Source organism: candidate division WOR-3 bacterium (genome assembly GCA_016934535.1).
Lineage (GTDB): Bacteria > SDB-A > SDB-A > SDB-A > SDB-A > JAFGIG01.
In genome coordinates this window covers 17,214-40,126 of sequence record JAFGSQ010000070.1, presented here as the reverse complement: position 1 = coordinate 40,126, position 22,913 = coordinate 17,214, and the positions used below count along the sequence as shown (strand labels likewise).

The 22,913-nt window shown below is 45.1% G+C and carries 29 protein-coding genes, 1 tRNA gene and 1 rRNA gene; 29 read left to right on the top strand and 2 right to left on the bottom strand.

The window, feature by feature from the left end:
* Window positions 1–387: ribosomal RNA gene (locus JXL83_09845) — 16S ribosomal RNA — on the bottom strand; the annotation flags it as partial.
* A 268-nt stretch (window positions 388–655) separates the two neighbouring features.
* Between JXL83_09845 and JXL83_09840 the strand changes: the two genes are divergently transcribed.
* The 29 genes from JXL83_09840 to tsaB all read left to right on the top strand — a co-directional run bounded on the left by JXL83_09840 (window position 656) and on the right by tsaB (window position 21,469).
* Window positions 656–1,201, top strand: coding sequence for a hypothetical protein (locus tag JXL83_09840; protein ID MBN2364417.1), 546 nt, complete (start codon window positions 656–658; stop codon window positions 1,199–1,201).
* A complete protein-coding gene (locus JXL83_09835; protein ID MBN2364416.1) occupies window positions 1,194–2,474 on the top strand; it encodes a dihydroorotase in 1,281 nt (426 codons plus the stop codon). The genes JXL83_09840 and JXL83_09835 overlap by 8 nt, the downstream gene beginning before the upstream one ends.
* Window positions 2,475–2,524: 50 nt before the next feature.
* Window positions 2,525–3,040, top strand: coding sequence for a hypothetical protein (locus JXL83_09830; protein ID MBN2364415.1), 516 nt, complete (start codon window positions 2,525–2,527; stop codon window positions 3,038–3,040).
* Window positions 3,041–3,054: 14 nt separating this feature from the next.
* Window positions 3,055–4,224, top strand: coding sequence for an aminopeptidase P family protein (locus tag JXL83_09825; GenBank protein MBN2364414.1), 1,170 nt, complete (start codon window positions 3,055–3,057; stop codon window positions 4,222–4,224).
* Complete coding sequence (gene queC, locus JXL83_09820) at window positions 4,221–4,910, top strand: 7-cyano-7-deazaguanine synthase QueC (protein MBN2364413.1); 690 nt, start codon at window positions 4,221–4,223, stop codon at window positions 4,908–4,910. Before JXL83_09825 ends, queC begins: the two co-directional genes overlap by 4 nt.
* A 40-nt stretch (window positions 4,911–4,950) precedes the next feature.
* A complete protein-coding gene (locus JXL83_09815) occupies window positions 4,951–5,541 on the top strand; it encodes a radical SAM protein (GenBank protein ID MBN2364412.1) in 591 nt (196 codons plus the stop codon).
* Complete coding sequence (locus JXL83_09810) at window positions 5,538–6,389, top strand: VanZ family protein (protein ID MBN2364411.1); 852 nt, start codon at window positions 5,538–5,540, stop codon at window positions 6,387–6,389. Before JXL83_09815 ends, JXL83_09810 begins: the two co-directional genes overlap by 4 nt.
* Entirely contained in the window at window positions 6,386–7,159 is a 774-nt protein-coding gene (locus JXL83_09805) for a TatD family hydrolase (GenBank protein MBN2364410.1), read from the top strand. Before JXL83_09810 ends, JXL83_09805 begins: the two co-directional genes overlap by 4 nt.
* A gap of 4 nt (window positions 7,160–7,163) precedes the next feature.
* The gene (rsmA, locus tag JXL83_09800) at window positions 7,164–7,994 is read left to right on the top strand and encodes a ribosomal RNA small subunit methyltransferase A (GenBank protein MBN2364409.1); all 831 of its coding nucleotides are present in this window, start codon (window positions 7,164–7,166) and stop codon (window positions 7,992–7,994) included.
* A gap of 11 nt (window positions 7,995–8,005) precedes the next feature.
* Window positions 8,006–9,655: a hypothetical protein gene (locus tag JXL83_09795; GenBank protein MBN2364408.1), complete on the top strand. Its 1,650-nt coding sequence runs from the start codon at window positions 8,006–8,008 to the stop codon at window positions 9,653–9,655.
* Window positions 9,619–10,167 carry a hypothetical protein gene (locus JXL83_09790; GenBank protein MBN2364407.1) on the top strand — a complete coding sequence of 183 codons (549 nt, stop codon included), beginning with the start codon at window positions 9,619–9,621 and terminating at the stop codon, window positions 10,165–10,167. Before JXL83_09795 ends, JXL83_09790 begins: the two co-directional genes overlap by 37 nt.
* Window positions 10,142–11,035 carry a UbiA prenyltransferase family protein gene (locus JXL83_09785; protein ID MBN2364406.1) on the top strand — a complete coding sequence of 298 codons (894 nt, stop codon included), beginning with the start codon at window positions 10,142–10,144 and terminating at the stop codon, window positions 11,033–11,035. Before JXL83_09790 ends, JXL83_09785 begins: the two co-directional genes overlap by 26 nt.
* A 10-nt stretch (window positions 11,036–11,045) precedes the next feature.
* Window positions 11,046–12,146, top strand: coding sequence for a type IV pilus twitching motility protein PilT (locus tag JXL83_09780; protein MBN2364405.1), 1,101 nt, complete (start codon window positions 11,046–11,048; stop codon window positions 12,144–12,146).
* A gap of 58 nt (window positions 12,147–12,204) precedes the next feature.
* Window positions 12,205–12,705 (top strand): RNA 2',3'-cyclic phosphodiesterase, encoded by a 501-nt coding sequence (gene thpR / locus JXL83_09775; protein ID MBN2364404.1) that lies wholly within the window; start codon window positions 12,205–12,207, stop codon window positions 12,703–12,705.
* Between the two features lie 31 nt (window positions 12,706–12,736).
* Entirely contained in the window at window positions 12,737–13,747 is a 1,011-nt protein-coding gene (gene recA, locus JXL83_09770) for a recombinase RecA (GenBank protein ID MBN2364403.1), read from the top strand.
* A 6-nt stretch (window positions 13,748–13,753) separates the two neighbouring features.
* A complete protein-coding gene (locus tag JXL83_09765) occupies window positions 13,754–14,368 on the top strand; it encodes a RecX family transcriptional regulator (protein ID MBN2364402.1) in 615 nt (204 codons plus the stop codon).
* Window positions 14,340–15,095, top strand: coding sequence for a geranylgeranylglyceryl/heptaprenylglyceryl phosphate synthase (locus JXL83_09760; GenBank protein MBN2364401.1), 756 nt, complete (start codon window positions 14,340–14,342; stop codon window positions 15,093–15,095). The genes JXL83_09765 and JXL83_09760 overlap by 29 nt, the downstream gene beginning before the upstream one ends.
* A 23-nt stretch (window positions 15,096–15,118) precedes the next feature.
* Window positions 15,119–15,961, top strand: a complete 843-nt coding sequence (ispE, locus tag JXL83_09755) for a 4-(cytidine 5'-diphospho)-2-C-methyl-D-erythritol kinase (protein MBN2364400.1) — start codon at window positions 15,119–15,121, stop codon at window positions 15,959–15,961.
* Window positions 15,962–16,033: transfer RNA gene (locus tag JXL83_09750), tRNA-Gln, on the top strand. It begins immediately after the preceding gene.
* Between the two features lie 19 nt (window positions 16,034–16,052).
* The gene (locus JXL83_09745) at window positions 16,053–16,976 is read left to right on the top strand and encodes a ribose-phosphate diphosphokinase (GenBank protein MBN2364399.1); all 924 of its coding nucleotides are present in this window, start codon (window positions 16,053–16,055) and stop codon (window positions 16,974–16,976) included.
* Between the two features lie 20 nt (window positions 16,977–16,996).
* Entirely contained in the window at window positions 16,997–17,632 is a 636-nt protein-coding gene (locus JXL83_09740; protein ID MBN2364398.1) for a 50S ribosomal protein L25, read from the top strand.
* Window positions 17,629–18,213, top strand: a complete 585-nt coding sequence (locus JXL83_09735) for an aminoacyl-tRNA hydrolase (GenBank protein ID MBN2364397.1) — start codon at window positions 17,629–17,631, stop codon at window positions 18,211–18,213. Before JXL83_09740 ends, JXL83_09735 begins: the two co-directional genes overlap by 4 nt.
* Complete coding sequence (gene rpsF / locus JXL83_09730) at window positions 18,210–18,521, top strand: 30S ribosomal protein S6 (GenBank protein ID MBN2364396.1); 312 nt, start codon at window positions 18,210–18,212, stop codon at window positions 18,519–18,521. The genes JXL83_09735 and rpsF overlap by 4 nt, the downstream gene beginning before the upstream one ends.
* Complete coding sequence (locus JXL83_09725) at window positions 18,514–18,960, top strand: single-stranded DNA-binding protein (protein ID MBN2364395.1); 447 nt, start codon at window positions 18,514–18,516, stop codon at window positions 18,958–18,960. Before rpsF ends, JXL83_09725 begins: the two co-directional genes overlap by 8 nt.
* Window positions 18,961–18,978: 18 nt before the next feature.
* A complete protein-coding gene (locus JXL83_09720; GenBank protein MBN2364394.1) occupies window positions 18,979–19,188 on the top strand; it encodes a 30S ribosomal protein S18 in 210 nt (69 codons plus the stop codon).
* Window positions 19,189–19,197: 9 nt separating this feature from the next.
* On the top strand, window positions 19,198–19,656 hold the full coding sequence (locus tag JXL83_09715; protein MBN2364393.1) for a 50S ribosomal protein L9: 459 nt from the start codon (window positions 19,198–19,200) through the stop codon (window positions 19,654–19,656).
* Window positions 19,653–20,375 (top strand): type III pantothenate kinase, encoded by a 723-nt coding sequence (locus tag JXL83_09710; GenBank protein ID MBN2364392.1) that lies wholly within the window; start codon window positions 19,653–19,655, stop codon window positions 20,373–20,375. The genes JXL83_09715 and JXL83_09710 overlap by 4 nt, the downstream gene beginning before the upstream one ends.
* A 31-nt stretch (window positions 20,376–20,406) precedes the next feature.
* Window positions 20,407–20,802, top strand: a complete 396-nt coding sequence (gene tsaE, locus JXL83_09705; GenBank protein MBN2364391.1) for a tRNA (adenosine(37)-N6)-threonylcarbamoyltransferase complex ATPase subunit type 1 TsaE — start codon at window positions 20,407–20,409, stop codon at window positions 20,800–20,802.
* A gap of 1 nt (window position 20,803) precedes the next feature.
* Window positions 20,804–21,469, top strand: a complete 666-nt coding sequence (gene tsaB, locus JXL83_09700) for a tRNA (adenosine(37)-N6)-threonylcarbamoyltransferase complex dimerization subunit type 1 TsaB (GenBank protein MBN2364390.1) — start codon at window positions 20,804–20,806, stop codon at window positions 21,467–21,469.
* Between the two features lies 1 nt (window position 21,470).
* On the opposite strand, the gene JXL83_09695 is transcribed toward tsaB, so the two are convergent.
* Window positions 21,471–22,904, bottom strand: a complete 1,434-nt coding sequence (locus tag JXL83_09695; GenBank protein ID MBN2364389.1) for an oligosaccharide flippase family protein — start codon at window positions 22,902–22,904, stop codon at window positions 21,471–21,473.
* Window positions 22,905–22,913: the final 9 nt, after the last annotated feature.

Genomic DNA, 22,913 nt, shown 5'->3' with positions numbered 1-22,913 from the left:
TTTCTAGCCTGCTGCCTCCCGTAGGAGTCTGGCCCGTGTCTCAGTGCCAGTGTGGCCGTTCACCCTCTCAGGCCGGCTACCCATCATTGCCTTGGTGAGCCGTTACCTCGCCAACTAGCTAATGGGGCGCGAGCACATCCTCAGGTGATAGCTTGCAAGCAGAGGCCATCTTTAAACTCTCGAAGATGCCTTCAAGAGTTGTCATAGGGTATTAGACCGGGTTTCCCCGGCTTATCCCGCTTCCTGGGGGTAGTTTACTCACGTGTTACTCACCCTTACGCCACTAAAACCAATCCATCCTTGCGTCAAGATTGGTTTCCGTTCGACTTGCATGGCTAAGACACGCCGCCAGCGTTAGTCCTGAGCCAGGATCAAACCCTCCGAAGAAAAAAAACAATAATCAGAGAATTTGTCTTGCAAAAGAAAATTTAAGTATAGGAATTCCCACGCACACACTATTCTATTGTCAAAGATCAAAAAGACAAAAGAGAATATAGGTAAAAAAGATATTTTTGTCAAGGGCAAAAAAATGTTTTTTCAAGAAGCCGTCAGAATTGTTCTGACAGTTATAATTCCCTATATATATGGAAAAAGCAAATAAAAAACAACTTGCCTTTTCTGTGGACGGAAATATAAAATTCCTACCGTGATTTAAATGATTAGAAAAATCTCATGTTATTTCCCGGTTTTTTTGACGGCGTGTTTTTCCCATGGATGCGTAAATCCCTTTTCTCCGCTCATGGCGCCGCCTGGAGGAATCGACGACCCGGTGAATCCGGACACTCCTGAAAAGGTCCTTCAAAACCTCACTCTCTCTTACAGGATACTTGATCTGGACCTGTATCTTTCCTGCCTCGATTCGGCTGATTTCGTGTTCTATTTTGATCCGGACGATGAAGGAATCAATCAGTATCTTGCGGCCCTGGGAATCTATCAGTACCAGTGGGGATACGAAGAAGAAAAAACTTCGACGGAGGCAATTTTTATTTCAATGAAAGAGACGGGAGAAAGCGTCGTGCCTGTGTTCATAGGTTCGGGAGTTTATTACACGGATTCTTTTAATGCCGTCATCATGAGAGAATATACTTTTGATCCACCGGTGATTCACGGAGAACTTGTCAGAGGAAAAGTTGTCTTTTATCTTTCCAAGTCAGGGTCAGTTTGGAAAATCACGGCTTGGAGAGACATGGTCAATGGCTGACACGACTGTCCTTTCCGGAGGATTTATTATCCCCGACCCTCCCCACTGCGGATTTCTTTCGGACCTCGTAATACATAAAGACAAGATAGCCGACATTCTGCCGTACAAGAAGGCGAAAGGGTCGATAGTGATAGGAGTAGAAGGGTGTATCGTCACTCCCGGTTTCATTGACGTCCACGCCCATTTGAGGGAGCCTGGATATACATACAAAGACGACATTCGCTTTGCTACTTGGGCGGCGGTTTCCGGCGGCATAACCTCGGCTTTTGCCATGGCGAACACGAAACCCGTTACGGACACGCCTGATAGGCTGAGAAAACTGGAAGAGCTCATCTATAAAAAAGCTCACTGCAGGGTCTTTCCTGTCGGTGCCGTTAGCAAAGGACTGAAAGGAAAAACACTGACGGACATAGAGACTATGTCTGAAGCTGGAGCGATAGCTTTCAGCGACGACGGAATGCCCGTCAGAGACCACATGATAAGAAAAGCCGCTGAAAGGATATGCGGAGCCGGACGCGTTCTGATACAGCATCCGGAAGACGAAAGAACAGCCGGAACGGGGATCGTACTCGAAGGATTCTGGTCCCGGCGTTTCCGGGTGCAGGGAATAGATCCGAACAGCGAAGCGCGATGTATAGAAAGAAACATTGCCGCGCTTGAAAACACTTTGTCCGGCATTCATTTCACGCACGTCTCTTCGAAAATTTCAGTGGAACTTATAAGAAAAGCCAAGGCAAAAGGACTGCGAGTCAGCGCCGACGCCACTCCGCATCACATATACTTTACCTGTTCGAGGCTTGGGAAAAGCCTGGGCGACGCAGTTATGAATCCGCCTCTTAGGAACGAAAGAGACCGCAGAGAGATTCTCGCCGGTCTCGCAGACGGAACCATTGACATGATCGCAACAGATCACGCCGGCCATTCCGAAGAGGAAAAAAAACGCGAGCTCAGCGAAGTCCCGAAAGGAGTCATAGGATTTCAGACTTTGGGCGGAGTTATTTTTGGAAAGGTCGCGTCCGAAACCGGTTTTGAAAAGGCAGTCTCGCTTGTAACCACAAAGCCTGCGGACAGATTCGGACTTAAACTCGGAAGGCTTTTGCCTGGAATGCCGGCGGACGTATCTGTGTGGAACTTTAAAAAAAACAGGATTCAAAAAGACAAACTGGAGGGAAAACCGAAAAACACTCCCTTCGAAGGAATTATTTTGCCCGTTTGCGTCTTAAAAGTTTTTGTCGGCGGAAAAATCGTCTTCGACGCCGAAAGAATTTCGTAATATAGGATTTATTCTGATATATTATATGGGAAACTAAAAAGGAGGCAGTGATGAAACTTTTATTATTTGCGATTTTCATCCCATTGGCTGTTTTTGCCGAACCTGTTCCCGAACTTGATTATTACTGGGAACAGCCCTCCAGGATATCGCTTGGCTTTTCAGGAGGAGTAATCGAAAACGCTCCGGCATTTGGCGCGGAAATGCTGTTCCCTCTGGGGAATTTCTATCTGAGACCCGCCGTTTATCTGACGGCTAAAGACGACGAAAAATTTGCCTGGTTTTATCCTTCTTTTGACCTTCTGTTGAGAGCTTACGGAAATGATAGGACTTCCCTGAGATTCTACGGCGGTTTTGGAGGACACATGGGGGTGTGCATAAAAGACGACAGAAGAGACATTTCGAGCGCTTACGGAGCGCAGATACTTGCGGGATTTGACTACACTCTTTCAAGAACGAGTTCTGTGTTCCTGGAGCTTGGCGCTCAGGGTTCTTCATACACGCTCGACAGCGAAGACGAAACGCACGTTGGCGTTTACGGAAAGATTGGTGTCAGGTTCATAATCTGAAAAACGGAGAAAAAATGAAAAAGTTTGTTCCAATAACTGATGAAAAATTCTCTGAATTCTGCGAACACCTCAGAAGTAAAAAAGTTGACGCTTATCTAATCGGTGATTTTGAAAACAGCCGCAACTCATCCCTGAGGTTTTTTTCAGGGCACCCCGAAGACGCCATGCTGGTAATTCTGTCTTCCGGCAAACGGATACTCATACCGTGGGATGTAATAATGGCCGCAAAAGTTTCCGAGGTCGAAGAGATAGTGGATTTGAATAAAAAAGGCGGGTCCTATTATGCGGCGCTTTCTTCGATCCTGAAGGAAAATCTCGGAGACAGATTCACTCTTGAACTTCAAAGTTCCGTCGGGTATTTTGAGTACAAGCACCTTAAAAACTACATAAAACCTGCCAAAGTGACAGTCTTTGACAAGCCTGAGAACTCCGGAGATCACTTTATTTACAGACTGAGAAGGCAAAAATCCCCCGGAGAAATCAAACTTCTCGAAAAGGCGTGCAATATAACGAACAAAATAATAAACGATCTGGAGATTTTTCTGAAAAAAAACAGAAAAAATCCCGATTTCAGGGAAATAGACGTTTCTCTTTTCGTCGAGAGAAAAGCTCTCGAATACGGAGGAGACGCCGTCTCTTTCGAGACCATAGTCGCCAATCCTGACCGGTCTTGGTCCATTCACACTCATCCGCGCGCGGGAAAAGGAAAACTGGCCAAGCCGGGGCTTTCTCTCGTCGATTTCGGTGTGACATATCAGGGTTACAAAAGCGATGTCACGGTTTCGTTCGCGCTTGGAAAACTTACGAAAGAGCAGGAAAAAATGCGTGACACCGTCGAGAAAGCTAAAATCGAGGCCGTAAAACTCATAAAGCCAGGCGTTTTCGCACACGAAATTGCGGCGGCTGCCGACAAAGTCATAAAAGACGCGGATCTGTTCATGCCTCATTCTCTCGGCCACGGTATTGGACTCGACGTCCACGATCCCGGAAGAATAGCTTCGAAGCCTTCAGATAAAAAAATGCTCAAGAAATTCAAACCCCTGAAACTCGAACCGGGGATGGTTTTTACCGTCGAACCCGGCGTTTATCACACAAAACACGGCGGTTGCAGGCTCGAGGACGACGTCCTCGTCACTGAAAAATCATGCAGAGTGCTCACGAAGACGAGGTTCATGAGGATTTGACTGAAAACAAAGCCGTCGTTCTTCTTTCCGGAGGAATTGATTCTTCCGTGCTTCTCGCCTATGTCATAAAAAAGAAAAAATTGGCGCCCCTTCCCATAGTCTTTGACTACGGTCAGAGACACTCGGTCGAGATCGAATCGGCAAAAAAAGTGGCCTTTTCACTCGGATGTGAAAAATTAAATCTTTTTCGAATAGACCTTGCTTCTATAAAAGGCTCCAGCTTGACCGATCTTTCCATTGATGTGCCGGAGAACGACGGGGACGATATAGGAAAAATTCTGCCCATCACTTACGTGCCAGCGAGAAATCTCATTTTTCTTTCGATTTCCACTGCGTGGGCAGAGGTGTCGGGAGCCGAATCGGTTTTTTACGGAGCGAACGCTATAGATTATTCGGGTTATCCGGACTGCAGGCCAGAATTTACGACATCTTTTGAAAAAACCGCCAACCTCGGGACAGGATATTATTTTAAGGAAAACAAACTGAAAATCAGAGCTCCTTTTTCAGAAATGAGAAAACACGAGATAATCCTTTTGGGGAAAGAACTTCAAGTTGATTTCTCTCTGACTCACTCCTGTTACGATCCTTCTGAAAACGGCACGGCCTGCGGAAAATGTGACAGCTGTAAAATAAGAAAAAAAGCCTTTATTGAGGCTCGGGTCAAAGATCCGACGCGTTATGCTTAAAATTTGTGAGATATATGCGTCCATTCTCGGAGAGTCATCAATGGCAGGCTATCCATTCGTCGTAGTGAGGATTTCCGGATGCAATCTCGAGTGTTCCTGGTGTGACACCAGATACGCTTTTTCAGAGGGTTCAGAAATGCGCACGCATGAAATAATATCGAAAATCGAGACCTTCGGGATTAAAAGAATGCTTTTGACCGGAGGCGAACCTCTCTTGCAGGAAGAGACTTTCGGCTTTTCAAAAGAGCTTGTCGAAAGAGGGTATTTTGTCGCTGTTGAAACTAACGGAAGCCTAGACATTGGAAGGCTGCGAGAAGAAATTCATGTCGTCATGGATTTTAAATTACCGCTTTCGGGAATGCACGACCGCATGCTGATTTCAAATTTCGAGAAAATAAAAAAAACCGACGATATTAAGTTTGTCGTCGCCGGAAGATCAGATTTTGAGTACGCACTAAAGATTACGAAAGAGCAGGGTCTGGAGGGGAAAGCCAATCTTCTTTTTTCTCCGGTTTTCGGAAAGGTAAAACTTGCCGAACTTGCAGACTGGCTCATGTCTTCGCGTTTGGACGCCAGGTTTCATATCCAGCTGCACAAGATAATCTGGAAAAGTGGGATGAGGGGGGTTTGACGAAACGATTTTTGTACAGATCGCGATGGGCGCTTGTGCCTGTCCTGCTGCTGCTTCCTCTTCTGCCGTCAGGTCAGGGCAGGAATATATATCTCGGAGCCGTTTTCAATTCGGCTCACTTTTTCCTGGCCGGAGCCGTCACGTTGTTGATTGCAGGCAGAAATCCAGGTTCCAGAAAAACGATTTTTTCATTAGCCGTCCCCGTAATGGCCGCGATCCTTGTGGAATTGATACAACTGGCTTATCCGGACAGAAACTCCGGAATAGACGATGTCGTCAGAAGTTTTCTCGGAAGCGTTTGCGCCGTAATTTTATTAAAGGGCAGAAGAAGTTTCGTTTTGGGTTCCGTGTTCTCAATTTTGTTCGTCTACGCCGTTTCTTACGACGTAACCAGCCTGATTATAAGGCAGGGCGTAATGGAAGCCAGATTCCCTGTTCTTGACGATGTAGGCGCGCCTTTTTACACCAAAGCCTGGAAACCGAGAATAAACGCCGCCCTTCAGCGAGCGGAAGACGAAATTGTATTCACCTCTTTTCCAAACCAAAAATGGTCGAACATAGAATCGAACATTTTACCGGAAGACTGGCGCGGGCACGAAGTATTTTCTATAGAAGCGAGATCTTTCAGACGAGTCAAATGCGGGATACAGGTGAGAACCGACAAAGGGAATTATTACGGCGAGTTCTGGCCCGATACTTTTTATGAAGAGCACGGCATACAATTTTTCGAATTTAAAAACGGCGAGACGGTTTTTGAGAGTTCGTATAAAGTTAAGGGTGTGTCGATATTTCTAAGCAAGCCCGAAAGCCTTACTGAAATTCACATAAGAAGGATACGACTGCAATGACTTTAACCGACACGCATGCTCACCTGCAAGACCCGAGACTTATAAAAGACATCGGCGGTGTTCTGGAAAGAGCGGCGTCATCCTTTGTTGAAAAAATTGTTGTCGTCTCGTACGACGAACAATCCAGTGAAACAGCTGCCGGAATTGCCCTCGGAAAAGAAAACCTTTATTTCACCGCAGGTTGTCATCCTCATTACGCGGGAACCCACAAAGACAAGACGGCAGACTGGATAGAACACAGAATTATAAACAGATTCGGAAAGGAAAAACTTGTCGCAATCGGAGAAACGGGAATAGACATGCATTACGGATTTTCAGATATCGGCGACCAGATAAAAGTGTTCGAAGAACAACTCTCTTTTGCCGTGTCAAACTGCCTGCCGGTTGTGGTTCATTCAAGGAATGCTATGGAAAAAACGATGGAAGTGCTGAAAGGTTTTTCGGGTTTGAAAACCGTGCTCCATTCTTTCGAGGGAACCTGCGAACAAGCGAAGAAATGTCTGGACATGGATTATTTCCTTTCATTCAACGGAATTCTGACTTTTAAAAATTCAGACAGGGCTGACATCCTGAAATGCGTCGGATTCGAAAATGTTGTTCTCGAAACTGATTGTCCTTACCTGGCCCCTGTTCCTTACCGAGGCAAAGTGAATGAACCTTGCCATCTGATAAAAATACTTGATTTCGTAGCGGAGTATCTCGGAACAGACCGGGAAAAAGCGTCTCAAATAATTGAAAAAAACGTTTCCCGCCTGTTTTCATTCGGGTGAGCGCATGGAAATCACAGAAATTCTCGAAGCAATCGGCGCGAGACCGAAAAAATCCCTCGGTCAGAATTTTCTCATGGACAAAAATATCGCACGGAAAATATGCGACGCGGTACCCGGCGGAGAAGATCTCCGTATTGTGGAGATAGGTCCCGGGACGGGAGTTTTGACTGAAATTCTTGCCGAAAAGACGGACGATCTGATTCTCGTTGAAAAAGACGCCGCGCTGGCATCGTATCTGAAAAAACATTTCAAAGACAAAGCCTCCGTCATCGCGGATGATTTTTTGAAGCTCGATCCGGATTTATTTCTAAAAAGCGAAAACCGCGGTAAAGCCTGTGCTAAAACCGGCGGTAATTTTCTTGTAGGAAACCTTCCGTACAACATAAGTAAAAGGATACTAAGAAAGACTTTTAGTATAAGAAGCCGCCTGACGGGTTGTGTTTTCACTTTTCAAAAAGAGGTGGCCGAAAAACTCACCGCCCTCCCTTCATATCCGAATTACGGTATTTTGTCCGTTCTTTTCGGGTTCTGCTCAAAAACAAAAATTGTCGCGAAAATAAGTCCGGAGTGCTTTTTCCCGAAACCGGAAGTTTATTCTGCTTCAGTCAGCATACTTTTCAACGAAAATCAGACGGAAGCGGAGTTTTCCGACGATGATTTCGAAAAACTTGTAAGAAATTCGTTCAGACAGAGGCGAAAAGTTCTCCTGAACAATCTCAGGGGTGTATACCGCCGGGAAGACATTGAAAAAATAAGAGAGTTCTGCCGCAAAAGACCGCAGGAACTAAGTCCTGCAGATTTCGCCGAGATGATGTCAAGGATCATGGAAAAATGACGCTGTTTTTTATGATCACGGCATTTTCGTTCAACGTCGAAAGTTCCACTGTTTACAGGAACAGCATTTTGTCGTCAAGCCTTTACGCGAGGAATTTTTTCAGTTACGGACGTTTTAATTTGTACCAGGAAGCGGGATGGAGCGGCAAAAAAAACCTGATTTCCGGGTCTTTGGACGAGAAATACAATTTCGGCATTCTTTCGAGATTTGGAAAAAACGACTTAAGATTGTCGGCGGATTTTTCAAAAGTGGAGAATTTTTCGATCACGACTAAAACGCAGACTCTAAAACTGACCGCAGGAAGAGAAACCAGCATCGGAGATTATTTATTCCGTACATCCATTTCACCGTCACTGGAAGTGTACTCCAGCAGAACGGACACTCAGATCGAAGCCGTAAATCCGGGATTGACTTTCGAGCTTGACGCCGGGAGGTATTTGTCTTTCGCAGACATCACAGCCGGCGTTGCAGCTGAAATAAAGAAACTGACGAAAAAATACACGGGAAAGGGAGAAGTCTCCCTTTCGCTTCGTACGTTACAGAACCGGATTTCAGGCAGGATTGACGCGGAAACTTATCCGATGACGGGAGACAGGACGAAATTCAACAGATACGAAATACTGATGAACGGAAAATGGAATTTTTTTGGAGCGGGAAAAATTTTCGCCGAGACATATTGGAACACTAAATATCTGTCAAAACGGTATCCGGAGAGCGATTATTTTTCAAACGAGGATTTTTTTGCCGAAGCGGGATGCTTTGTCGATCTTTATTTGTATGGTTCTGCTTTCAAGATTGACTACTCTCAGGGCTTCGGTTTTCATTCCAGACAGGCAGTTGGAGACGAAGACATAATGACTTCTAGGTTGCTGTGCGACGCGTCGTATGCAAACACAAAATTTTCTGCAAGAGCGGACGCGTACATGTCAATATACCGTTTTTTCCAGGACAGAACAGCCTCCTACGGCGATTACGACGTGTCCGACAGAGGCGCAGGGTTGAATTTGGCGGCTATTTTGACCGACAGAATCAACGCCGATGTTTCTTTTTTTTACAGGGAAAATAGAACCGTTTACCTCTCTGAAAATTATTCGGAAAGCAACACCTGGCACAGGACTTACAGTTTTTCCGCCGGAGCATTTCTCAAGCCTTTTGACTGGCTGTCAATAAGACAGAATTCATCGATCAAAACAGACTATACTTTTTTCATATATTCCAGCGACAGAAACGTCCTTTTCAGAAAATACGAGAATAAACTCGAGATCAATACAGATGTATTTCCAAAAATACAAATGTTTGTTAACGGTTCTTTTTCCATTCAGGACAGGGGCGGATACAAAAAAATTGATGAAATTACCGGCGGGAAATGGTATTTTTTGAGAAACAGGCACGTGAGATCGTTTGACGTATTGACCGGTGTAAAGCTCGCGACGCCCTGGGGATTTTCCAAACCGTACGGCGGTATTGAGGAAAAAGCCGTTTTCATGGCCGAGGGAAACGAACTTGGAAACATGGAATCATATTCTTTGAAAAGCTACGCGGGTTTGGGTTTGGAGTTTTCGGTTTCAAAAGGACAGGCGGTTTTCGACTTGCGCGGTATAATTGACGATAAAGGAGAAGATCAGTGGGAAGCAAATTTCTATCTTCTGTTCTTGTTCTGATCTCTGTATGTTCGTGCACTCTATTCTCCCCAAGAGAAGCAGAACCGCCGGCGGGCTCGGATTTTTGGGTGGAACCGTTTTCTCCCGGAGTTTCGGTCATGAACTTCGTAAATAGTGTCGAAAACAAAAGCGCGGCAAATTACGCGAGGAGTCTGGATGAAGGTTTCGTTTACACACCTTATTTTCCTGACACTTTCGGAAGCGGCGGTTTGTTTGAAGACTGGGGAAAACAGAAAGAAAGCGAATATGCGGGGATTCTTTTTTCGAGAGTACAGTCACCGTTCATCGTGCTTTCTCCGGTACAAAGGGATTCGACGGACTCATCCGCCATATTCTATTACAATTACGAATTTTTCGGCGATTCTCAAGCGGAAGGACTTGTTTTATTTTTCCTGACAGCGGACTTTTCCGGAGTTTGGAGCATTGTAAAGATTGAAGATCTCGGAGGAAAAGAACCGACTTGGACAAAACAAAGAAAAGACATTTATGAACACGGTTTCGGCAATAATTGAAGAAGTGAGACCCAAACAATGGATCAAAAACGTTTTTGTTTTTGCCGCCGTCGTTTTTGCGAGGAAATTCACTTTGGCTCAGCCGGCCTTGCTTTCGGTTTTTGCGTTCCTGAGTTTTGTCGGCGCATCAAGCTTCGTTTACGTTATAAATGACATAGTTGATCTCAGGAAAGACAGACTTCATCCCGAAAAATCAAAAAGACCTCTGGCTTCGGGAAAGATTAAAGCGCCGTCAGCGCTCGTCTTTGCTTTTGTGTTTCTTGTACTGACACAAATACCCTGGTTCCTGCTTGCAAAAGATTCCATTTCAGGGATATGGAAGTTTCCCTTAGTCGTTCTCGTATATCTTCTGATGAACCTTTCATATTCTTTTTGGCTGAAAAAAGTGGTGATTATCGACGTCATGATAATAGCTCTCGGTTTTGTCCTGCGGGCGGTCGGAGGAGCACTCGCAATAGACGTTCCCATATCTTCCTGGTTTTTGATAACGGTGCTTCTTCTCTCTCTTTTTCTCGCTCTCGTAAAGAGAAGGCAGGAAGTTTTCATGGAAAGGAACGAATCCCACAGAGAGGTTTTGAAGCATTACACCAAAGACCTTCTCGATCAGATGATAATAGTAGTGGCGTCATCCACTATAGTCACTTACGCAATTTACACCGCTGAAAAAAAAGGAGCGATTTTATTGCCCTATTCCACTATTTTTGTGATATATGGTATATTAAGATATCTGTTCGTGGTGCATCTTCAAAAGGAAGGTGAAATGCCGGAGAAAGTTATTTATTCGGACAGGCCTTTTCTTATAAATTTGGTGATGTACAGCGCGTTCGTGTTGTTGACAGTGATATTGGATCCCGAAGTTTTCAAGTGAGGAGACTTATATGAATTTGAAGGCAGTTTTGAAACAGATGGTCGAAAAAGAGGCTTCGGACCTTCATCTGAAAGCGGGAAGCCCTCCGATCCTAAGGATTTCAGGAAAACTCAACCTGATGAAACATCCGCCTCTTTCTCCGGAAGAACTTAAAACAGTGATTGTCCAGCTCATGACTCCGGAACAGCAGAAAAAATTCGCGAGAGACAAGGAACTCGACTTCGGCGTAGGTGTTCCGGGACTCGCGAGGTTCAGGGTAAACGCTTACCTTCAAAGATCAAGCATAGCGCTGGCCCTGAGAACGATACCGATGCATGTCAGGCCTCTGGAAGAACTGAATCTGCCCGCCGTGCTCAAAGACCTGTGCATGAAACCCAGGGGAATGATACTCTGCACCGGAACGACGGGAAGCGGTAAATCGACCACTCTCGCGGCCATGATAGATTACATAAACGAACACGTCTCAAAGAACATCATAACTATCGAAGATCCTATCGAGTTTCTGTTCACTGACAAAAAAAGCGTAATAAGCCAGAGAGAAATCGGAACGGATACCAATTCATTCGCACTCGCACTCAGACAAGCGATGAGGCAGGATCCCGACACCATTCTCGTCGGTGAAATAAGAGACATGGATACGATAGACACGGCGTTAAAAGCCGCCGACACAGGCCACCTCGTGATGTCGACCCTGCACACTCTCAACGCCGCTGAGACCATAAACAGAGTTATATCTTTTTATCCGCCTCATCAGCAGCAGCACATCAGGGTTCTTCTCTCGACGACTCTGGTAGCCGTTATATCGCTCAGGCTGATACCCAGGGCTGACGGCAGAGGGCGGGTTCCGGCTTCGGAAGTAATGATAAACACTCCCACGATAAGGGAATACATACTTGACCCTTTGGAAACTCTCAAAATACCTCAGGCTATTGTCGAGGGCTCTCAGTATCAGATGCAGAGTTTCGATCAATCCATAATGAATTTCTACGAAAAAGGAATAGTTTCTTACGAAGACGCGATAGAAAATGTAAGCAATCCGGACGAATTCAAACTCAGGCTCAGAGGCATTCAAAGCACATCAGACAGGGGTTGGGAAGATTTCACCGCGTGAATGCGAAACGACTTTAAGATAGATGAGGCTTTTTTTTGCTTTCGATGTACCGGAGGATGTGAGATTGGCCCTGTGGAGGTATTCCATGGAAAATTTTCAGGACAGGTCGTCGAAAATTGTCGCCCCTGATAACATTCACGTGACTTTGAAATTTTTAGGGGAAGTAAGAGAGAACGGGTTTTCGAAACTGCGTGAAAAAGCAGAAAAGGCTACGTTTTCAGCCCCTCCCTTCGAAACAAAGCTGGGTCCTTATAAGCTTATCGGAAACAGAATCGGTTGCACCGAAGCAGTTTCCGGGGAGAGTTATTTCCTGCGTGTTTGGGAAAAACTCGAAGAAGAGCTTGATAATATCGGCTACGAAAAAGAGAAAAGAAGATATTATCCACACGTGACACTGGTTCGCTTCAAAGGAAAACCTGTAAAGCCGGAATCATCAATTCCTTCGACGAGCTCTTTTTTTATCGAGTCTTTCAAACTGTATAAAAGCGAACTGACGCCGAAAGGCGCGATTTATTCAGAAATTGAATGTTTTCCCCTGAAAGGAGATAAAAATGGCTAAAACGACAGGTAAAGAAATGATCGGGAGGGACATGGATCAGGATAAAGACAAAGCCATAGAAAGCGCTATGAAAATAATTGAAAAACAATTCGGAAAAGGGTCCATAATGAGGCTTGGAGACGACACAAAAGTCGATATTCCGGCAATCTCAACCGGATCGATTACTCTCGACGCCGCCCTCGGAGTTGGAGGAATACCGAGGGGCAGGATAACGGAGATTTTCGGTCAGGAGGCTTCGGGAAAGACGACTCTTGCGCTTCACATAGTAGCTAACGCCCAAAAAGCGGGCGGAAAAGCCGCTTACATTGACGCCGAACATGCTTTGGATCCGACTTACGCGACAAAACTCGGCGTCAACATTGAAGACCTCATAGTGTCCCAGCCAGACACCGGCGAGCAGGCGCTGGAGATTTCGGATCTTTTGGTGAGATCGGGAGGACTCGACATCCTGGTAGTAGATTCCGTTGCAGCTCTGGTGCCTTCAGACGAACTGAACGGAGAAATGGGCGACTCTCAAATAGGACTTCAGGCAAGACTGATGTCAAAAGCAATGAGAAAACTCACTGGAGGAGTCTCGAGAAGCGGAACGGCAGCTGTTTTCATAAATCAGGTCAGATACAAAATCGGGATAATGATGGGCAATCCGACGACGACTCCGGGAGGGCTAGCATTGAAATTCCATTCGTCGTGCAGGCTCGAAATAAAAAGGATAGGCACTTTAAAAATCGGTGATCAGGCCGTGGGCAATGAGATTATAGTGAAGGTTGTAAAGAATAAAGTCGCGCCTCCTTTCCGGGAAGGCTCTTTCGATATTCTGTTCAACGAAGGAATATCAAAACACGGAGAGATCATCGACAAAGCCCTTGAGCTTAATTTGATTAAAAGATCGGGAACCTGGTATTCTTATCAGGATGAAAATATAGGTCAAGGCAAGGAAAACACGAGAATTTACCTGAAAGAACATCCCGAGTTATCCGACAAACTGGAAACCGAGATTAGAAAAGCACTCGGTCTTCCGGTCTCTGTGGTTGCGGAGGCGTAAGCATTATTGACCGAAAAATCAATTTTATCAGTAGAACTCGGAAAAAAAGGCTGGAGCATTAAACTTGATGACGGCTCGCAATATTCGTCCGACGTCGTGTTTCCCAAATGGAAAGAAGGAACCTGCGTTTCAGGGAGAGATCTGTTTTTCCTGCGGACGAAAGACGAAAGCCTGAAGGCTTACGAAAAAGCCCTCGTTTTACTGTCTTACGGAGACTTGACAGTAAAAGAGCTTGAAGACAAACTGAGTTCGCGTTCGTTCTCCCGTTTGGTCGTGAAAAGAGTTCTGAGAATTCTCTCTGCAAAGGGTTTTATTGATGAGGAAGCAATCGCCGAAGGTATGCTGAAAAAGTATTCTGACATCAAACCCTCGGGAAGCTTTTACATAGAAAAGAAAATGCGCGCTAGAGGGATACGTGAAGATTTGGTGCGCCTTTATTCCGATAAAGCGGCGTCGAGAGATGAACTTTCCCTCGCTGTCAACCTGGCTGAAAAGAAAAGGAAAAAAAAGAATATTATCGCGGTTCTTGTAAACAGGGGTTTTTCTTTTGAAATAGCCCGAAAAGCCGCGGCGGCATTGAAAGAGGAAGAGAATGGAAATTTGGAAAACCCTTATCTGTAAAGCGGAGAGAGGGAAAAAAGCCCTGCTTTTTCCTTTGCTCGATCCGGATAAAATTGGGCTAGAGAAACTCCCCCGCATTTCGGAAGAAATTGCTGAATCGGAGTGTGACGCTGTTCTCGTAGGCGGTTCGACTCTTTTTACGGATTCACTGCGAGAATTCATAGTCAAACTCAAGAAGGGTTCCGGACTTCCCGTGATAATTTTTCCAGGAAGCTCTAAATTCATTGTCCCTGAAGCCGACGCTGTATTTTTTCTCACTCTCATTTCAGGCCGGAACCCGCGATGGCTGATAGAAGAACAGCTCGAGAATGCCGTGTTCGTGAAAAAATACTTTCTGGAAAACATACCCGTTGCTTATCTGCTGGTCGAGTCGGGCCGCAAAACAGCGGTCGAATTCGTCAGTAACACTAATCCCATCCCGCGGGACAAAAAGGACATTTTAGCCGCTCACGTGATGGCGGCCGAATGTATGGGAATGAAAAACGTCTATCTCGAAGCGGGTAGCGGAGCTTTGGATCCTGTGCCATGTGATTACGTGATTTGCGCCGGACAAAACTGCTCGGGAGCCGTGATAGTGGGCGGAGGATTGAAAAAACCCGAGCAGGTCGAGGAAAAGATGATTTCCGGAGCGGACGTAATAGTCGTCGGAACTGCGCTTGAGAAAGATATTTCGTTTCTGAAAGAAATGACTGCCGCCGCGCACGGTTCTTTTTCCAAAAAACAATGAAAATGAGGCGTTTTCTTTGTCCGGTGAAAGTGAACCTTTCACTCAGGATTACAGGAAAAAGAGAAGACGGCTATCACGGGATTGAAACCGTTTTCCAGTCCCTAGACTGGGGCGACGAGATTTGTTTTGAAGAGAAAAAAGATGAAGACACGATTGCTGTGAGCGGAGAACCTGCTCCTTCAGGCAAAGAAAACCTTGTTATAAGAGCACTCGATTTGATGAGGGAGCGATATGAAGGAATCCCCTTTTTCAGCATAAATCTTCTCAAACGCACACCTCCGGGGACGGGACTAGGAGCCGGGTCTTCAAACGCCGCCGTTACTTTGCTTTACACCTCCTGTTTCATCGGAAAAACACCGTCGGGAAAAGTAACTGAAGACACGGCTAGAAAGTTAGGCTGTGACGTACCGTTTTTTCTGAGAGGCGGAAAGGCGAAAGCCGAAGGAAGAGGAGACATCCTCACTTTCGAAAATGAGATTGTCAGCGGCCGGTTTGTTGTCGTTATCCCTTCGATAAGAGTATCGACAAAAGAAGCTTACGAATCTTATGACTTGACAGATGAGCGTGAAAAGTATAAAAGTATGATTTTTCAGTTTAAGAGTGAAAAATTTTACAACGATTTTGAGGCAACGATTTTCAAAAGTCACTCAAAATTGGAATATTACAGAGACACGCTTCTGGATGCGGGCGCTGATTTTGCGTTGATGTCCGGATCAGGTTCGTCAATATACGGGTTTTTCGGTGAAAACGCTGGTTACGAAAACGCCATGATGTATTTGGATAAAAGGTTGAAAGGAGAAGACGTAAAAATATTTTCGTCGGACCCGAAAGCAGGATGGAGTTCTGCCGGGGACCTCGAAATATGATGGGGCGTCGTCAAGCGGCAAGACACGGGATTTTGGATCCCGCATTCGGTGGTTCGAATCCACCCGCCCCAGAAAAGGTCGAAGAGAAAAAATGAGGATTTTAAGCGGGAACAGCAACGTGACCCTAACGGACAGAATCTGCGAATATCTTAAAACAGACGCCTGCAAAGCGTGCGTTGAAAGGTATCCTGACGGGGAAGTCAGAGTGAGGATAATGGAGAGCATAAGAGGCGACGACGTTTTTATAGTACAGTCGACTTTTCCGCCCGCCGAAAACATTCTTGAGCTTCTCCTGCTGATAGACGCCTCCAGGAGAGCCTCCGCGAGGAGGATAACCTCTATAATCCCTTATTTCGGGTATTCGAGACAGGATAAAAAAGACGAACCGAGAGTACCGATATCGGCCAAGCTTATGGCAGATGTCATCTCCAAAGCCGGAGCCGACAGAATAGTGACAATGGACCTTCACACCGAACAACTTTCAGGATTTTTCAACATACCATTTGATCACCTATACAGTTCGTACAATGCGGTCGGCTATTTTGCCGATCAGAATATTCCTGATCTGACAGTTTTGTCTCCGAATCTCGGACGCATTTCAAAAGCGAGGTTTTTTGCTAAACAATTGGGAGACCTGCCTCTGGCCGTCATCGACAAAAGAGGCAAAACAGGAATCGGGCGCAAGTTCAATCTGATAGGGGATGTAAGCGGAAAAAATGTTCTCGTAATAGACGACATAATAGACACGGGAAAAACGATAGAAAATGCGGTTAAAACCGCTGTCGAAAAAGGCGCCGCAAAAATTTACGTCTATTGTGCTCACCCACTTCTTTCACAGAATTCGGTTGAAAAAATGGAAAGCCTGCCTATTGAACAATTCGTATATTCGGACACTATCCCCGTCAAAAAGGATAAAATGAGGAATTTTTTCAGGGAAATATCAGTTTCTTCGATAATCGGCGAGGCAATTCTCAGGATTCACGAGGAAGCTTCTCTGAGTTCACTTTTTTTATAAATGAAAAAAAGGAGTAGGATATGCATAAGATCAGTCTTGAAGTGGAAAAAAGGGAAGGATTGGGAAAAAACAGCGCCAGAGCTACAAGAAACAGCGGTTTTATTCCCGGTGTGATCTATGGACACAAAGAAGAAAACAAGCATTTCACGGTTCACAGAGACAAGATTGTTCCCGTTATGAGAAAACTTAAAGGCGAACCGGCTCTCATCGACTTGAAATTTTCGGGCGGAGAAAATGTGCTCGCGGTCATTAAGGAATATCAAAAAGACCCGATGACCGACAGACTTCTCCATCTGGACCTTCAGCTCGTTCACGCCAACGAGCTCTTGAAAGTCACAGTTCCCGTCATAACGCAGGGAACTCCCGAGGGAGTAAAGACCGGAGGAATACTTGAGATTCCGATGAGAGAGCTCCTCATAGAAGCTCTCCCTGACAAGCTTCCCGAACACATCGAAATAGACGTCAGCCAACTGAAGTTGGGGGACAAAATTCACGTAAGCGATGTAGATTTCAAAGAGGCGCGTTGCCTCAACGATATTCACCAGCTCATAGCCGCAGTGATAGCGCCGAAGGCTGTCAAAGCCGGTGAGGAAAAACCTGAGGTCGAACCCGCCGAAGGCGCCGAAACAGAAACAGCTGAAGAAAAAGAGGAATGAGATTACACGTTTTCGGACTTGGCAATCCGGGAAAGAAGTATGAAATGACGAGGCATAACGCAGGAATGATCGTTCTGGACGGACTTGCCCGCAATTGCGGAGGGAAGTGGATAAAGCGGAAAGACTATGACAGTTTTCTGACAAAAATCGACGGAACGGAACTCGAGCTTGTCAAACCGAAAAGGTTTATGAACAACAGCGGAGATGTGCTTGCAATAATGGGTCTTACGGACGAGGAAATCGGGGAATCTCTTTTCGTAGCGGACGATTTTGAACTGAAACTCGGCGCTTTGAGATTCAGAAGAGCGGGCAGCAGCGGGGGGCACAAAGGTTTTTCTTCCGTTGAAAGTTACACCGGGAAAAAGTTTCAGAGGCTGAAAATCGGTATAGGACCTCTCCCGGAAGGCGAAGATCCTGCTGAATTTGTCTTGAGCTCATTCGAAGCATCGCAGGAGGATCAGCTTTCAGAGGTGCTCGAAAAATCTTTCGAGGCTATCATAGACTGGGCCTTAAAAGGTATAGATTACGCAATGAATAAATACAACAGACAATACTGCTCAAAGGAGGAAGACCGAAGATGAATAAATACGAAAATCTTCTGATTCTCGACGCGAGGACCGGCGAAGAAAAATTGAGAGAAATCCTTGCCGAGATATCAGAATACATAGCTGCTAACAAAGGCGAAGTCGTTTCGCAGAAGGAAGCCGGAAAAAAGGACCTCATAATGAAAAATAACAGAAAGGTCCCCGGAAATTATGTATTCAATTATTTCAAATCTTCTCCGGGATTTATTGAGGGATATAAAAAGTTTCTGAACATGCGTCCGGAAATACTGAGACATTTCGTAATACGAATGAAAGACGAGGAAGAGGAGAAAGGCAATGCCTGACGGAAAAATAAGGGTGCCGAATATCAATTTTCTTATACTTTCAGGACGGGTAGCTTCTGATCCCGAAGTGAAGTTCACTCAAAGCGGGAAACAATTCGCTTCATTCTCCATTGCGGTAAGCACGCCGAAAAGGGCGAAATCCGGAGAAGGATGGGCGGAGCCGGACACTTTTTTCATAAAAGTAACGGCGTTTGATTTCCTCGCCGATAAAGTTCAAGCGAACCTGCAAAAGGGTTCACCGGTTGTCGTCGAAGGCAGACTGAGGGGTTATAAGTACAGCACACCCGAAAAAGAAAACATAAAAGCTTTTGACGTCACTGCCAGCAGAATATATCCTCTTCTTTTTGCCGCTTCATCAATTGAGACACAGCCGCAGGAAGCCTCGGATTATTCTTACAATGGGACGGCTCAAAACGAAGACGACGATATACCGTTTTAACATGAGGAGGTTGAGTGTATGAAAGTTTGCCTATTGTGTAAAGAAAAGATCGACACCATAGACTATAAAGACGTCGAAAAACTGGAAAATTTCATAATGGAGAGCGGAAAAATCCTTCCGAGAAGGATAACCGGCTTGTGCTCTCTTCATCAGAGAAAAGTAAGTAAAGCCGTGAAAACGTGCAAAAATTCTGGTCTGATGCCGAGTGTCATCGAGTATTACAGGTGAGGAGGATAAGTGAAAGTCGTTTTGACAGACATAGTGGATAAACTCGGCAAAACCGGCGACACGGTAAACGTCAAAAAAGGTTATGCGAGAAATTACCTTTTGCCGAAAAAACTTGCCGTCTTGGCAACGCCCGGCGCTTTGAAAATGGTCGAGAGTATAAGACAACAGAGACTGAAGAAGGCCATGAAAGGAAAAAGCGAAGCCGAAGAGATAGCCCGTTTGATAGAAGGTAAAAGCATAACCATAAAAGCCAAGGCATCACCGATGGAGAAGCTTTACGGGTCCGTCACTGAAAGAGACGTGGCGAAGCTTCTCGAAGAACAGCACGGAATTGTTATTGACCGTCACAACGTGTTCATGAACGAGCACATAAAAAAACTCGGCAGTCATTCGGTTAAGATAGTACTTCATGCCGAGACAGAAGTAAATCTGCCGGTTTGGGTCATAAGGCAGGAAGGGGTAAATTGAACCTCATTGCTCTGGATATAGGAAACAGCAATCATAAACTCGCCCTGCTCACCGGAACGCCTCCGAGAGTCAAGCTCTGCAGAAATTTCACGGAAATCCCAAAGAGTATACCTCCTCTTCCGCAGGGATTTGACAGCATAGCGATAGCGTCAGTCGTTCCGGACAAGACTTTTCAATGGATAAGGCTGTTGTCGGAATTTATTAAGACGGACAACATCAAGGTACTGGACAGAAAAATAATAAGAAACGTTCCGATTGAAGGACCGGATTCTGAAAAAGTCGGACTTGACAGAATTCTAGGTATAATCGGAGCCATGGTGAGAAAACAGCCGCCTTTCGTCCTCATAGACGGAGGCAGCGCCATGACTTTCAATTTTGTAGACAGAGACGGTGTTTTCAAAGGCGGTTTCATCATGCCCGGGATACAAATGATGGCTGAATCTCTTTCGGCTTGTCCGGGCATCGGAAGAATTGATTACAAGAAACTGGAAATCAAGCTTCCATCAGGTTCCACCACGAATCAATCGGTGTCAAACGGGATATATTTTTCCGTAAAAGGCGCGATAGATTTGGCACTGGATAAAATCGCCGCCGACACCGGATCGGCCCCGAACGTCATAATAACAGGCGGCGCGGGCGAAACAATCAAAAACTGGATCGAAAAAGGAGAATACTTCCCATATCTTGTTATGGAAGGCATTGCCGTTGCTTCGACCTGAACGTGTTTTCTTCGCTGCTGATCAGCATTCAATGAAAAAAGAGATCGAGAAGTTTTGTCCGAAACTTTACTCAGATGATTTCGTCGCCCTGTACGGATCACTGGGAGCGGGGAAGACTTTCACCGTACAGACTATATGCCGTTTTTTTAACGTCACAGAACGAGTCACCAGTCCTTCTTTCAATTTTGTAAATTTTTACGAAGGTGATATAGGGATATACCACGTTGACCTGTACAGGTTGAAAAACTACGGAGAATTGTCTTTTTTGGCTTGGGACGACATAATCGGGTCAGATGCTCTCAAACTCGTCGAATGGGCGGACAGACTTGAAACGGATTATCTTCCGTATCCGAGATGGGATATCTTTCTAAGGATCGCTAAAGGCGGCGGAAGAGAAGCCGCGATAAGACGTGTAATGGAAAAGTAAAATGTTATTCCTGGGAGTGGACACATCATATTCAGGCGTTTCACTTTTTCTCAAAACACCTGCCGGAAGAAAATTTGAGATTTCGTGTTTTACCCGCAAACCGGGAGGAGAAGACATTGTGGCTGTTTTCAAACGGGCTCTCGAAGCTCTGTCATTAAAATCTACAGAAGTGGGAAAAACCGCCTTGGTCACCGGACCGGGATCGTTTACGGGGTTGAGAATAGGAATGGCTTTCGCGAAAGGTCTGGTGGAGGCAACCCGCTCGGAATTGAAGGGAGTGAACGCGCTTTACGCTATGGCGTGGAAATACAGAAATTTGTCTGAATACATATTGTCGGTGAGAGATGCCAGAAACAATGATTATTATTGCGGTCTTTTCAAATCCGAAAAAAACGGATTGAAACCTGTGTTCATGACCAAAACAGTAAAATTAGATTCAATAGAGCTTGGATCCCGGATACGGGAAACTTTAATAGTCGGTGAAGGTCGTAAACGAGTTGGCGAAATTTTATCGAAAAAGGGCGTAAGTTGCGATATGTGCGGAATCAGGACTAACGAGCCTGTTTCTTCCTGTCTGGCTGAGCTCTGGGACGATCCTCATTCAAAAATACTGGACCTTTCGACAGCTGTTCCTGAATATTTCAAACTGTCTCCTGCGGGAATTTGATCTACTTCTGCTTGATGTAGTCCCGTATCTTTCGTTGAGCGTACCTGAAACTGAAAACTCCGGTCATATTATTCACGAAAACGTACAGAAAAATTAAAACGATTTTCAGCGCAAGTGAATCGAAAATAATCAATCGGTTCCACATCAGGCAAAAAGCTATCCAGGGAAGAAAAGACAGGAGGTTAAATTTGATTCTGTAGGGTATTTTATGAAGTTTTTGGGACAAAAGCAGGTTTATAAAAAACATAACCGAAAAAGACAGCATGGTCGCGAAAGCCGCGCCCAGGAGCTGATATCGGGGTATGAGAAAAATGTCCAGAACAATGTTCACCGCTATCCCCGTCAACGCGGTATAAGTGAGATAAATAGTCTTGTTTTTGATGTATATTCCCAAAAGAAAGTACTGAAGGTTAAACACAATATTGCTGACGACAAGAAAAGGCACTATCTGGATGGCTCCCAGATATTTTTCCGATGATATAAGAAGTATAAACTGCCTGGAAAACAGAGTTATGACGAGCATTGTGCCGATCGCGAAAAAATTAAAAAGGTCGAATACCCTGGCAAAATTATACCCGGAATTTTCGTCTGAATATGTCGTGTAAAAGTACGGACCCCATGCGTTTCTGAAACCGGCGGAGACCGCTGAAATAACAGCTGATATCTTTGCTCCAATCGAATACACAGCTACCGCTTCGTAACCGATGAACAACCTTATTAGAAATCTGTCCACGAAAGTGAGTACGAGAAGCGTGCTCGTATACGGTATCAAAGGGAGAGAAAACCTGATTACTTTTCTCGCCCAGTCTTTGTCGAAGACCAACGACAGACGTTTTATTAAAAGAAACATCAGAAGGAAGACTATTAGAAGGGAGCCGCCGGTTATTCCGGACATGAATCCGGCCACGGCGCTTGACAGGAAAGATGACATAATGATGACAAGCAACAGCGAGGCCAAAGGCGACAAATTGTAAAATATTATGTAGACGTTTGGTTTGAGGTCCCACTTGAAAAAAAGAGCCAGAAATTTTTCCTGTGTACTTACAAAACAGAAAACAAAAATAAGAATAAACACTGCAGAATTCTGAATTTTCGGGAAAAGAACATGCCTCAGTGGAAAGGAAAGCGTTCCTGATAAAAAGAAAGTCACAGTAGAGAAAAACAAAAGAGTAAAAAAGCAGGTCGCGAACACCGTATTTTTTTGCCCGGCAAACTGTTTGTCTGTGTAAAAGCGTCCAAGAGCGCTGGAAATCTGTATGCCGCTCAAAGCAGTCGAAAGGAGAGCCGTAAAAGTGAGTACGTACGATATCATGCCGAAATCTTCGACCGAAAATACGTTTGTATATGTTTTGGTCGCAATGATATTGATGAGCTGGTAAAATACTGCGCCGGCAGAATATATGAATATATGTTTAAGAAGCGTTTTCAGATTCATCGGCATCAA

Excerpts from the sequence above, each read along its gene's own strand:
- JXL83_09840 (MBN2364417.1), top strand. The coding sequence starts at position 656 with ATGATTAGAAAAATCTCATGTTATTTCCCGGTTTTTTTGACGGCGTGT.
- recA (MBN2364403.1), top strand. The coding sequence starts at position 12,737 with ATGGATCAGGATAAAGACAAAGCCATAGAAAGCGCTATGAAAATAATT.
- JXL83_09780 (MBN2364405.1), top strand. The coding sequence starts at position 11,046 with ATGAATTTGAAGGCAGTTTTGAAACAGATGGTCGAAAAAGAGGCTTCG.
- JXL83_09785 (MBN2364406.1), top strand. The coding sequence starts at position 10,142 with ATGAACACGGTTTCGGCAATAATTGAAGAAGTGAGACCCAAACAATGG.
- JXL83_09720 (MBN2364394.1), top strand. The coding sequence starts at position 18,979 with ATGAAAGTTTGCCTATTGTGTAAAGAAAAGATCGACACCATAGACTAT.
- JXL83_09735 (MBN2364397.1), top strand. The coding sequence starts at position 17,629 with ATGAGATTACACGTTTTCGGACTTGGCAATCCGGGAAAGAAGTATGAA.
- JXL83_09740 (MBN2364398.1), top strand. The coding sequence starts at position 16,997 with ATGCATAAGATCAGTCTTGAAGTGGAAAAAAGGGAAGGATTGGGAAAA.
- JXL83_09830 (MBN2364415.1), top strand. The coding sequence starts at position 2,525 with ATGAAACTTTTATTATTTGCGATTTTCATCCCATTGGCTGTTTTTGCC.
- JXL83_09805 (MBN2364410.1), top strand. The coding sequence starts at position 6,386 with ATGACTTTAACCGACACGCATGCTCACCTGCAAGACCCGAGACTTATA.
- JXL83_09825 (MBN2364414.1), top strand. The coding sequence starts at position 3,055 with ATGAAAAAGTTTGTTCCAATAACTGATGAAAAATTCTCTGAATTCTGC.
- JXL83_09815 (MBN2364412.1), top strand. The coding sequence starts at position 4,951 with ATGGCAGGCTATCCATTCGTCGTAGTGAGGATTTCCGGATGCAATCTC.
- JXL83_09760 (MBN2364401.1), top strand. The coding sequence starts at position 14,340 with ATGGAAATTTGGAAAACCCTTATCTGTAAAGCGGAGAGAGGGAAAAAA.
- JXL83_09745 (MBN2364399.1), top strand. The coding sequence starts at position 16,053 with ATGAGGATTTTAAGCGGGAACAGCAACGTGACCCTAACGGACAGAATC.
- tsaB (MBN2364390.1), top strand. The coding sequence starts at position 20,804 with ATGTTATTCCTGGGAGTGGACACATCATATTCAGGCGTTTCACTTTTT.
- rpsF (MBN2364396.1), top strand. The coding sequence starts at position 18,210 with ATGAATAAATACGAAAATCTTCTGATTCTCGACGCGAGGACCGGCGAA.
- rsmA (MBN2364409.1), top strand. The coding sequence starts at position 7,164 with ATGGAAATCACAGAAATTCTCGAAGCAATCGGCGCGAGACCGAAAAAA.
- JXL83_09725 (MBN2364395.1), top strand. The coding sequence starts at position 18,514 with ATGCCTGACGGAAAAATAAGGGTGCCGAATATCAATTTTCTTATACTT.
- tsaE (MBN2364391.1), top strand. The coding sequence starts at position 20,407 with ATGAAAAAAGAGATCGAGAAGTTTTGTCCGAAACTTTACTCAGATGAT.
- JXL83_09835 (MBN2364416.1), top strand. The coding sequence starts at position 1,194 with ATGGCTGACACGACTGTCCTTTCCGGAGGATTTATTATCCCCGACCCT.
- JXL83_09695 (MBN2364389.1), bottom strand. The coding sequence starts at position 22,904 with ATGAATCTGAAAACGCTTCTTAAACATATATTCATATATTCTGCCGGC.
- JXL83_09795 (MBN2364408.1), top strand. The coding sequence starts at position 8,006 with ATGATCACGGCATTTTCGTTCAACGTCGAAAGTTCCACTGTTTACAGG.